This window comes from Mycobacterium sp., assembly GCF_040509115.1.
Lineage (GTDB): Bacteria > Actinomycetota > Actinomycetes > Mycobacteriales > Mycobacteriaceae > Mycobacterium.
This window is the reverse complement of record NZ_JBEVLO010000097.1, coordinates 1-10,961: the sequence shown is the minus strand read 5'-3', so window position 1 is coordinate 10,961 and position 10,961 is coordinate 1. Positions and strand designations below refer to the sequence as shown.

11 protein-coding genes are annotated in these 10,961 nt (G+C 66.4%); 6 read left to right on the top strand and 5 right to left on the bottom strand.

Annotated elements, in window-relative coordinates; all coding sequences use genetic code 11:
- Together ABW137_RS08255 and ABW137_RS08250 are read left to right on the top strand one after the other, a co-directional pair.
- The coding region (locus ABW137_RS08255; RefSeq protein WP_526398744.1) for a GNAT family N-acetyltransferase at positions 1–262 on the top strand (262 nt) is incomplete at its 5' end.
- A 660-nt stretch (positions 263–922) separates the two neighbouring features.
- Positions 923–1,390 carry an alpha/beta hydrolase gene (locus ABW137_RS08250; RefSeq protein ID WP_526398746.1) on the top strand — a complete coding sequence of 156 codons (468 nt, stop codon included), beginning with the start codon at positions 923–925 and terminating at the stop codon, positions 1,388–1,390.
- Between the two features lie 51 nt (positions 1,391–1,441).
- On the opposite strand, the gene ABW137_RS08245 is transcribed toward ABW137_RS08250, so the two are convergent.
- Genes ABW137_RS08245 through ABW137_RS08235 form a run of 3 tightly spaced genes read right to left on the bottom strand, consistent with a single transcriptional unit; the run spans position 1,442 to position 5,201 of the window.
- Complete coding sequence (locus tag ABW137_RS08245; protein WP_526398742.1) at positions 1,442–2,215, bottom strand: enoyl-CoA hydratase/isomerase family protein; 774 nt, start codon at positions 2,213–2,215, stop codon at positions 1,442–1,444.
- A gap of 43 nt (positions 2,216–2,258) precedes the next feature.
- On the bottom strand, positions 2,259–3,122 hold the full coding sequence (locus ABW137_RS08240; RefSeq protein WP_526398740.1) for an HpcH/HpaI aldolase/citrate lyase family protein: 864 nt from the start codon (positions 3,120–3,122) through the stop codon (positions 2,259–2,261).
- Positions 3,123–3,158: 36 nt separating this feature from the next.
- The gene (locus tag ABW137_RS08235; protein ID WP_526398738.1) at positions 3,159–5,201 is read right to left on the bottom strand and encodes an FAD-dependent oxidoreductase; all 2,043 of its coding nucleotides are present in this window, start codon (positions 5,199–5,201) and stop codon (positions 3,159–3,161) included.
- Between the two features lie 317 nt (positions 5,202–5,518).
- On the opposite strand from ABW137_RS08235, the gene ABW137_RS08230 reads away from it, so the two are divergent.
- The 3 genes from ABW137_RS08230 (at position 5,519) to ABW137_RS08220 (ending at position 8,634) form a co-directional block, all read left to right on the top strand.
- Positions 5,519–6,034 carry a VOC family protein gene (locus ABW137_RS08230; protein WP_526398736.1) on the top strand — a complete coding sequence of 172 codons (516 nt, stop codon included), beginning with the start codon at positions 5,519–5,521 and terminating at the stop codon, positions 6,032–6,034.
- Positions 6,035–6,131: 97 nt separating this feature from the next.
- Positions 6,132–7,145, top strand: a complete 1,014-nt coding sequence (locus ABW137_RS08225) for a zinc-dependent alcohol dehydrogenase family protein (protein WP_526398734.1) — start codon at positions 6,132–6,134, stop codon at positions 7,143–7,145.
- 37 nt (positions 7,146–7,182) lie between these two features.
- Positions 7,183–8,634 carry a GMC oxidoreductase gene (locus tag ABW137_RS08220; protein ID WP_526398732.1) on the top strand — a complete coding sequence of 484 codons (1,452 nt, stop codon included), beginning with the start codon at positions 7,183–7,185 and terminating at the stop codon, positions 8,632–8,634.
- Positions 8,635–8,672: 38 nt separating this feature from the next.
- Here ABW137_RS08220 and ABW137_RS08215 read toward each other — a convergent pair whose 3' ends face one another.
- Positions 8,673–9,317 (bottom strand): response regulator transcription factor, encoded by a 645-nt coding sequence (locus tag ABW137_RS08215; protein WP_526398730.1) that lies wholly within the window; start codon positions 9,315–9,317, stop codon positions 8,673–8,675.
- Positions 9,314–10,507 (bottom strand): GAF domain-containing sensor histidine kinase, encoded by a 1,194-nt coding sequence (locus tag ABW137_RS08210; RefSeq protein ID WP_526398728.1) that lies wholly within the window; start codon positions 10,505–10,507, stop codon positions 9,314–9,316. The genes ABW137_RS08215 and ABW137_RS08210 overlap by 4 nt, the downstream gene beginning before the upstream one ends.
- A 194-nt stretch (positions 10,508–10,701) precedes the next feature.
- Between ABW137_RS08210 and ABW137_RS08205 the strand changes: the two genes are divergently transcribed.
- Positions 10,702–10,961: thiamine pyrophosphate-binding protein (locus ABW137_RS08205; protein WP_526398726.1), on the top strand; the 260-nt coding region annotated here is incomplete at its 3' end.

Here is a 10,961-nt window from a genome sequence, read left to right as displayed (position 1 = left end):
CATTGAACCTCCTTTGCGCGTCGGCTCTGCCGGAGTTCCGTTGCCGGAACTCTGCATTGCCGTGGTGCCTGATATGCGTGGCAGCGGGGTGGGTGGTGCACTACTGGATGCTCTGTTTGTGCAATGCGCGGGAACCCAGACCGCGCTGTGCCTGAACGTTCATGTGCGTAATCCTGCGCGAAAGCTATATCAGCGCAAAGGTTTCGAGGAGATCGGCCAGGGCCGGGGCCCTCTGGGCATGGCTATGCAGAAGGATCTGTGATGGCGATGGCCTCGGTGCGGGTGCGCATCGACTCCACGTGCTACCCCGCCACCCGTGCCGGACTTTCCTCGAACGATTGCGACGAACGTCTCACCGCTGCAGAATATGAGTGCATGCGTCATCAGATATGCTAGATCGGAAGAAGCCGTTAGGGGTACCTATGACGAATCCGATCAAGCCCTCCACACGGAGATAATTCGCGGCGGTGCGGAAGCACCCGCGCAGAAACGACCAACTGCTCGCAACGGCAACGGGGAGCGAATCGACCGGCGCGTTGGCGCTCCACGCCAGCCGTATCACCTCGCAAGCCAAGCGTGACGCTCTGCGGCTCACTATCGACGGCTTTCCCTTGAGATCTATGCCACCGAGTCTGGACAGCAATCCTGACGGCGGCGTAGGCAATGTTCCTTAGCCGACCGCGCGTTACGACTTCGTGCTGCAACCGCGCAACCCCATCCACTGACGTCGGCGCGACCCCGCCGACGCAATGTGGGTGCGTGATTGCCGCCCGACTGTCCGAGGACCCGTCGGTCCGCGTGCTGTTGCTCGAGTCCGGGTCGGCCGACACGAGACCCGACATCGCCACCCCGCCGGCCTGGCCCGCGTGATGCCGCCTGGGACCGGGAAGCTGCCCATGAATTCTGCGAAGCCCGTGCGCATCTGCTCGATTCCGCTGGCGGGGGCCTGACCGTCACCGCGACCCTTGCGGCCAAGGACTCGGGGCTGCCGCTGCCGGCGGGTCTCGTAGCGTTCTCGCCTGGCCTGGACCATTCGCGCACCGGCCAATCGATGACGACCAAAGAGGGCATCGATCCGTTGTTCACCCGAGACGCGATGGCCCGCACCGGGGATCTGTACCTGGATGGGCAGGACCCGGGCCAACCCCTCCTGGCACCCGCGGTGCTTGGGGATCTGACGGGGTTTCCGCCGATCCTGTTGCAGGTCGGCACGGATGAACTGTTGCTCGACGATTCGGTACGCCTCGCCAACCGGGCGCGGGACGCGATACTCGATGTCGTCGCGAACGTCCCTCACGTGTTCCCGGCGTTCATCGGACAGATCGACGAAGCAGGCGAGGCAGTCGACCGCGCTGCGCTGTTCATCACCCAACGCCTGCGCTCCCACTGACCACGACGGCCGCCACCGCGAGCACGACGTCGACGTCCCGGAGAGAACCACTCACCGTCCCTGGTATTCGGGCGCCCGTCGCTCGCTGAACGCGGCAATTCCTTCCTGGGAGTCCTCGGTGAACTGCAGCATCCGCAGCATGGTCTGCTCCAGTCGAAAGCCGGACGGGCGATCCATGTCTCGCGCGCGCACGGCCAACTCCTTGCACGCCTGAACGGCTAGCGGCGGTAGGGCAGCGATTCGATGGGCGTAGTCCAGGGCGGCATCCAATAAGTCTTCCTTGGGAACGACCTCGTTGATTAGCCCCCACCGCTTGGCCGACTCGGAATCCATTGGCTCACCGAGCAACAGCAGCTCCATCGCCAACGGGTAGGGCAGCTGTTCCAGTATCCGCTGCGTCCCGCCGTTGGCCGGCAGGAGTCCGCGTTTGACCTCGCTCAGGGCGAAGGTGGCGTGCGGTGCCGCCAGCCGAATGTCGGTGGCCAGCAGCAATGTCATCCCACCACCGAGGCAGTAACCGTTGACGGCGGCGATGACCGGCTTGTGCACCTCCAGCCCGCGGTTGAGGAGTTGATCGCGCTGTGTGTTCCAGAACCGGGACAGATCACCTGGCGCGGAGATGAAGCTCTTCAGGTCGGCGCCCGCGCTGAACGAGCGGTCGCCGGCGCCGGTGACGACGGCAACCCGGATGTCGGCGTCGTCTCGCACCCTCTCCCACGCCTGCGACAGCGCCGTGTACGTGGGCCCGTCCATCGCGTTCAACCTGTCGGGACGGTTGATCGTGATGGTGGCGACGAAGTCGTTGACCGTGACGTCGACTGTCATGAGCAAATCGCTTTCTACGAGTGGAGGTCCGGGTAGATCTAGGTCACTGCGGCACGCGCGCGGCGTGGAGGATGTTCTCGGCCATCTGGATGAGCGGTCCGTCGACCATTCGACCGTCGAAGGTGGTGACACCCGATCCCGCGGCCCGCACTGCATCCAAGAGCTTCCCGGCCCAGCGGATCTGGTCGTCTGCGGGGCGGTACGTGCGGCGGACGACGGCGGCATGACTCGGATGGATGATCACCTTGGCGTCGAATCCCATGCACACGGCGTCGCGGGTCTCGTTCTCCAACCCGGCCAGGTCGGCGATGTCTAAGTAGACGCCGTCCCATGCCGCGATCCCTGCCGCTGCGGCGGCGATCAGGGTTCGGCTACGGGCGTACTGCACGTGCGGGAGGTAGGCACCGTCGGTGCCTCGACTGCGACTTCCGCCGATGTCGGCCGTGAGGTCTTCCCCGCCCCACATCACGGCGACACACCCATCGGCGTTGGCGAGCACCGGGACTCGTTGGATCCCGCGGGCGGTCTCGCAGAGGGCGATCACTGTTAGCGGTGCCGCCATTTCGATCTCCTCCTCGGCCTCGACCTTGGGCACCATGACGAATCGGGCCGGCGAGTGCCGAAGCATCTCCAGGTCGGCGACCCCCGTGTCGGTGCGTGGTGAGTTGATCCGCACCACGGTGCGGTCGGGTGGTAGCCACGACAGGGCGTCGCTGACGGTGTCGCGGGCGCGGTCCTTGCCGTCGGGCGATACGGCGTCCTCGAGGTCGATGATGACCGCATCGGCCGCCTCGAGAGCCTTGCGGAAGCGGTCGGGTCGGTCGGCTGGACAGAACAGCATCGCGTGGCCGGCGGGCGCCGGACGGCCAGCAGGTCCCTCGCCTGAAACGTTGTGTGTCGTCGTCATTGGCTTCCCATCTGTTCTCAAGGAGGTGGAGTGACGCTAGAGGGCCCGTCCCAGCCGCTCCCCGTCGTAGATCGCGGCATCCACGTCGCGGGGAGCGAGCGAGTCGCCGATGCGGTGCACCGTGCGTGCCCCCGCGGCCGTCAACGACGCGTACAGCTCGTTGCGTGGTTTGCGTTCCATCATCAGCACGACCGTGTCGGCCGGAACCTGCACCGTCGAGCCGTCCCACATGGCCATCACCTCGGCCGTCTTGTCTGCGTTGACCTGCTCGACGAAGCTCTGCGGCTGGAGCGCGACCCCCTTGTTCGCCAACCGCGGGTAGATGACGGGCAGGTCCAGGGTGGCCATGGTCTTGGCCCCGATGAACATGTGGCGCGACACGATGCGCACCCGGTGGCCGCGGTCGGCGAGGTATTCGGCGACGCCGAGTGGTGCGTACGTGCCGAGCTCGTCGACGATCACGACCTCGTGACCGCAGGACTCGGGTGACGTCAGGACCTCGGCGGGCGTCATTACCGAAGCGTCCGCGAGGCCGGGAATGCCGGGGCGTTCACCGCGCGCGACTGACCACCCCGTGGTGGCGAAGCGCGAGCCCGTCGCCGAGACCACGACGTCCGGGTCGAGCTCCTCGACGAGTTCGGGTGTCACCTCGACGCCCAGATGGGCCTCGACGCCCAGGCGTTCAACGGCACGTTCAAGGTTGCGTACGACCACGTTCCACTCGAACCGGCTCGGAAGCATCGCCGCGAGGCGCACCTGCCCGCCCAGTGATTCCTCCCGCTCGTACAGGGTGACGTGGTGTCCACGTGCGGCGGCGATCTCGGCCGTCTTCAGGCCGGCCGGACCACCGCCGATCACCAGCACCCGTTTCGGGTGCGAGGAGGCCACGAGCGAGCCGAGTCCCCATTCGGATTCCCGGCCCACCGTGGGATTCTGTGTGCACGTCATCTCCTGCCCGACGAAGACCCGTGCGATGCAACCCTGATTGATCCCGGCGCACTCCCGGATCTCGTCGATCCGGCCCGACCGCGCCTTGGACACGATCTCGGGATCGGCGATGTGCGCTCGCGTCATGGCCACCACGTCGACCCGTTCCTCCGCGACGAGGACCGCCGCCCGTCGGATGTCGGTGACCCGCCCGGCCATGAAGACCGGGACGTCGACCATGGCCTTGACCCGCTCGGCATACGGGACGAACTGCTCTCGTATCTCCGCGGTCATCGGGGCGATGAACTCGTGCGCGGTGGCGGCTGCGCCGCCGCTGACGTTGAAGTAGTCGAAGAGTCCGGTGTCCGCGAGAACCCGCACAATGCGCTCGCCTTCGTCGGCGTCGATGCCGGCGCCGGTCGGGTTCTTCTCGTCGAGGGCCAGTCGAATGCCGAGCGGAAAGTCTTGACCACAGCGCTCGCGGATCGCCCGGGCGGCCTCGATCGCGAAACGGCACCGGTTCTCGGTGCTCCCGCCGTAGTCGTCCACCCGATGGTTCGTCAGCGGTGAGAGGAACTGCATCCCGAGATACCCGTGCGCGGCGTGGAACTCGACGCCGTCGCACCCCCCTTCCTGCGCGTTGACCGCCGTCGCGACGTACCCCTCGATCAGCTCCGAGATGTCTGCGGGCTCCAGCGGTCGCGGATGCTCCCCGGAGATGAACGACGCCACGTCGGACGGTGCCCACAGCTCCCGAAAGTTGTTCAGGTGCGCCATGCCGACGTCCTCGGCGCCCCAGTGGCCAAGCTGAATGAACACCTTGGTGCCGTATTCGTGAACGGCATCCGCCAGGAGTCGGTACTGATCGCGAGCGCCGGGCCGCCACCCCTCCGAACCGCCGACGATGTGACCGAGCGCCGAACGGTGCACGGTCTGGGCGCCGGTGATGATCAGTGCCACGCCGCCGCGAGCCCGGTCGCGCCAGTAGTCGATCGCCTTCTCGCCGAGCATCAGGTCGGGGCCACCCCAGCTCTGGTCGTGCGCCGACTGGATGATCCGATGGGTCAGGACCGTCGACGTCCCGATCGTGATCGGCTGCCAGAGCGCATCCAACGAGACGGGTTGGTCGAGGCCCTGCGAACTGATCGTCATGCGTCCTCCAGGTGAGCGGCCACGTCGCCCCACGACTCGGGTGGAGTCTCGTTGGCGGCCCTCCATTGATAGCCCCTCCGCTCGCCGTGGTCCACATGCATCTGCGGGTAACGGTGACCGTCGGTTGCCTGCAAGCCGATTACCCGTGTGCTGTTCTGCGCGCCAACGCGATTCGTCAACTACATGCAGATGCATCTGGAGGAGCACCTCTTCCGCTTCCTACGGTGCTGTTGCCCAAGACACAGTCCAGTTCGCCGAACGGCCTCCTGCCGCCGGTTCCGGGCTCGGTCTCCTCAGAGCAGAGATGGAGTGGATTCATGGTTCAACCCGCGCAGCCCGAGCTGCCGATCACCCACGTCGGACTCACCGTTCCCGATCTGGACGCGGCGCTCGTCTGGTATGCCGACGTCCTCGGTTACGTGCAGCTGACGCCACCGGGCGAGATCATCTGTGGTCAAGGTCGGTTCGGAGCCATCACCGAAGACATCTGGGGCAACGACTGGTCGACGGTGCGCATGGCGCACATCGGTTCGGGACGAGGTGCCGTTATCGAACTGTTCGCCTACCCCGACTACGACCAGCCTGACTCCTTCGAGTTCCGTCGCGTCGGCTTCAGCCACCTGTGCGTCGTGGACTCCGATCTGGAGAGCCTGGCCGCCCGCGCGGTGGCCGGCGGTGGGCGGCAGCGCTCCCAGATCTGGACCATGTTCGAGAACCTGCCCTATCAGATGGTCTACCTCGAGGACCCGTGGGGCAACGCCATCGAGGGATACAGCCACTCGCACAGCGAGACCTACGAACTGGGCAGGACGACCGACAGTTCGTCCGCGTAGCGAGACCCGAGGCGGTGCAGACCCCGCACCGACTCATCGTCGGCTCTCGTCCATCTGGAGACCGACCACATCGAAGGCACCACGACAGGAGAACGACATGAAGAGCTACCGACTTCTCGACTTCGGCGGATTCGACGATCTGAAGATCGCCGAGGAAGACGTCCCCACCCCAGGCCGCGGGGAGGTGTTGATACGGGTTCGTGCCGCCTCGCTCAACTTCCGCGACCTCGCCATGGCCACGGGTCAGTACCCCCTCGAGCACGTCGCCGGACTCATTCCGCTCAGCGACGGGGCTGGCGAGATTGTCGCCGTCGGTGACGAGGTCACCTCCTTCGCGGTGGGCGACAACGTCATCAACGGCTTTCACCCCCGATGGTTCGGGGGCGCCGCACCTGCCGATGCCGGCAGCGATCAGTACGGAAGCAGTCGCAACGGCTGGCTGACGGAGTACAAGGTGGTGAGCCAGGAGGCCGTCGTCCCCTTTCCCGACTACCTCACCTACGAGGAGGCGGCGACCCTGCCGTGCGCGGCTGTCACCGCTTGGACGGCGCTGCAGAACGGCCGGCCCGTCGGACCCGGCCAGACCGTCCTCACCCAGGGCACGGGAGGTGTCTCCCTGTTCGCCGTCCAGCTCGCCAAGTTGTTGGGCGCCAACGTCATTGCCACGACCTCAAATGCGGAGAAGGCCGAGGTACTGCGTGCTCTCGGGGCCGACCACGTGGTCAACTACCGTGAGACCCCGACCTGGGGTGAGCACGCCAAGGCGCTGACCGGTGGGGCCGGTGTGCAGCGGGTCGTCGAGATCGGCGGGGCGGGCACGTTGAGCCAGTCCATGCGGGCCATCGCCGCCGATGGAGAGATCGAGATCATCGGCTTCCTGGACTCCTTCGAGCACGCCGACATCAACTTCTTCGAGCTCTTCGGTAGCGGGGCCACCCTGCGTGTCCTTGCAGTCGGTGACCGGGACGCGTTGAAGGCGATGCTCGCCGCGGTGGAGAGCGTGCGGCTGAAGCCGGTCATCGACAGCGTCCACCAGTTCGACGACGCCGTCGCCGGATATCAGCGAGCTGCGTCGGGAGCCGCCGTCGGCAAGGTCGTCATCAGCATCTAACGCAGCCTGCCTGCCCAGAACTTCAGAGGAGGAACACATGAACATCAACCAAGCCGACGTCGTCGTGGTGGGGTCGGGCGCAGCGGGCGCCACCGTCGCAGGCGAGGCCCTACGTGACGGCCGCTCGGTCATCCTGATCGAGGCCGGGCAGGACGCGGGCTCCGGACGCCCCGGTCGTCATCTGCGCAACGACGCGCCAAGCGATGACCAGCTCGACGACTTCGCCCAGATCATGGGCCGGGGCCTGGTCAACCACGGCGGCGTGAAGGAACAGAGGGGCGATGTCGCGCGGTTCACCACCGTTCACGCCGTCGGGGGGCGCATGACGTTGTGGTTCAACAACTGTCCGGAGCCAGACGTGGACGAGCGCAATTCGGCCATCCCGTCGGACGCCTGGCCCGAACTGCTGGGCCGGGCGCGGAAGCTGCTGCTCGTGCGCGACCGCTTGGCGCCGGGTTCGGTGCGCGAGGCGCGTTTGCTCGACCGGATGAGGGCGTTCTTGCCGCCCCTGCCAGCCGGCCGCGAGGCGCAACCGATGCCGACGGCGGCGGTGACCGAGAACGGCCAGATCCGGTTTGCAGGTTCGGATGACATCCTCCTGGGCGATCTCGATGCCTCGCCGCCCACTTTGCACATCCGAGGCGGCACGATCGCCAGGCGGATCGTCACCCGGGGCGGATACGTGACGGGTATCGAGGTCCAGTCGGCGGGCGGCGGCCCGGTGGAGGTCGTCAGCGGCGCCTCCTACGTGATCGCCGGCGGGACCGTCGGGACCCCCCAGCTCCTCTTCGCCTCCGGCATGGACAGCCCGGCGCTGGGCGCCTACATGATGGACCACCCCATGTTCGCCACCCGAGTCCAGCTCGACCCGGAGCTGCTCCGTGGCGTCGACGAGGATGATCCGAGCTTCTCGGTGTGGGTGCCGTACTCGCGGGATCGCAAGTGGCACACACAATTCAGCCGTACGCCCTATCTAGCGGACACGCCGGGAGTCCCGACGCGCCTGACCGGGGACTTGATCTACTTCAGTGGCTCGACGCCGCGGCCCGAGAACAGGCTCACCTTCGACCCAAACCGACTCGACGAGTTCGGGCTCCCCGTGCACGAGAGCACCTTCAGCCCAAACGAGTCCGATTGGTCCATCGTCAGCGACATGGTGGCCGAGCACTTCCAGATGTGTCGGGCTATCGGCATCGACGGGGAGGGATGGCGACCGCTGCTCGGCCCCTGGGGCACGTCTCTGCACCTGATGGGAACGTACCGCATGGGATCGGCCGACGATGGAACCTCGGTTGCGGACAGCGATTCTCGGGTCTGGGGTTTCGACAACCTCTACGTCGGCGGCAACGGGCTGCTTTCGGAGCGCAATTCGTGCAACCCGACCCTCCAGACGGTCGCCCTGGCGCTCCGGTCCGCTGACCACATCTTGAGCAGGCGGTCACGCGAACAGCGCGTCGACGCCGCCGTGGCTGCGGGTTCGCTCCACTAGCCGGCATCGGGGCGGCGGCACCGCGGCGCCTCGACGGCTCACAGGAGTCGGAGAGTGCGAGCGGTGCCGATCGCCTCGATCCGGGTATGGGCACCCAGCTTGGTGAGGACCGACTGCATGTAGCTGCGCACCGTGTTGGTGGACAGAAACAGCTGAGAAGCGATCTCGCGGCTGTTGAGGCCGCGGGCGACGAGTCGCAGCACGTCGTATTCGCGCTCCGTCAAAGGTGTTTCGAGGCGGGCGTTCTCGTCGATGACGGCAGGGTCGAGCTGAGCCTCGACGCGTGGGTCGAAGACGAGTTCCCCCAGCATGACGCGGTCCAGGGCCCGTACCAGATCTAGATCGCGGGCGTCCTTGAGGAGTACACCGCGGGCATTCGCGGCCAGACAGGCCTTGAGCAGGCTGAGATCCTCATGTCCGGTCAGCATCACGATCCGGGACGACGCGTTGATCGACCTGAGCTCGCGACACACGTCGGGACCCAGATCTTGTCCGAGGCGCAAGTCGAGCAGGATGAGATCCGGTGCCTCGCCTTGGGTTGATTCGAGGCATTCGTCCTTCGAATGAGCTTCCCAGACAACGTGATAGCGTGAGGCGGCGAGTAGCTGGCGCATGCCGCGGATGACCACGGGGTGGTCATCGGCGATGCCGACGCTGACGGGTGACCTGGGGGCGGAGCTCACGGCATCCCCAGCGGGATGGACGCCTTGACGGTGACGCCGCCATCCTCGAAGTTCTGCACGTCGAACTGCCCCTGGAGCAGGGACACCCGGTGGGCGAGGTTGGCCAGGCCGTAGTGCTCACCCGCGGACGGGTCGGTAATCGACCGGGCCTCGAACGTGGGCGGCAGGCCCGGTCCGTCGTCGAGGACGGCCATCGTCACCTCGTCGGGGCCCGTCGTCACCGTCACCGCCACGGAGGCGGCGGGTGAGTGTTTTGCCACGTTGTTCAACGCTTCGATTGCCACTGCCACGAGCGTCTCCAGGACCGCGGCATCGACGACCCTCTGGTGTCCGACGAAGCCGAGGCTGACCGGGATGCCGGTGAGAACGGTGAACCGGTCGCATACGGACTTCAACGACACGGCGAGTTTCTGGGCCCGCGGCAGCGGCCCCCACTCCGTCATCGCCGATCGGGCAAGGGCATTGGCCGAGGCGGTCAGTTCTTCGAGTTGGCTGAGTTGGGCCAGGGTGTCGCGAGCCGGGCGGGCCATCGTCTCGCGCGTCCGCCGCACCGACGCACCGATCGCAAATAGCAGGGGCATCAGCTGGTCGTGGAGGTGTATCGCCAGTCGGTTTCGTTCCTCGGAGCGCGCCGCCTCCACCGCCAGAGACATCTGAACGGATGCACCCACAAGCGGGGCCACGGAACGGGCAGTGTCCTGCAACACGTCGAGATCTGCGTCGGGAATCTCAGCCTCTCCCCGCCGGCCCAGGAAGATCACGCCCAGCGCCTGGTTGTTCACCAGGATGGGAACCCCCGCGGCGGCGCGAATGCCCTCCTGCTCGACCATCAGGTCGATGAACGGGCGGGTGGCTGCCGACTCGCCGTACGTCTGCACCGCCACCATGCGTCTCTCGCGCACGACCAGGCCGCCGATGCCGCCCGCGATCGGAAAGGTCAGGCTGGACATCGCCATCGTGCGATTGCCGTAGGTCGCACGGACGGCGAGCGTTCCGTCGCCACCGACCATGGTCACGTTGATCAGATCGTCGGGAAACTGGGTGTGGAGCCGACTCGCCACCCGCCCTGCGAGTGCATCGACCTCCATGAGACCCGTCACGGCCAGTGACAGCGCGCCCTGGTCGGCGGCGGCTGCGTCACCGTTCGATCTCGGCTTCATGTCGGTGCCAGCCTGGGTGACCGCGGGCATGACACCTCCTTCGTGACGTGCATCACGAATTAGCTTACGGTCTGGTCAGGGGAAGTTGGGGCCCGATTGCCGACAACCTGCAGATGCATCTAACGCAGGTCCGCGGTCGCGCGCGACGATGACACCCCACGCCTGCTTGAGAAGGGGCACGACGCCGTGTCGATGTCGCGGCCAACCGAGGAGATGAGGAAACCATGAGCCCAACGCGCGGAGCTGACGCGATCTTGGACACGCTCGAGGCGAACGGGACCGAGCTCGTTCTCGGATACATCGGGCACACGACGCAGGAACTCGCCGACGCCGCGCGTCGACGGAACTCGGTGCGGACCATGTATCCCGCAACCGAACTCGGTGGCGCACATGTGATCAATGGCTACAACTTCATGAAGGGCCGAGCCGCCGCGGCGGGCATCTGGCACACGTGCGGCACACTACTGATTCCCGGCGGTCTGTA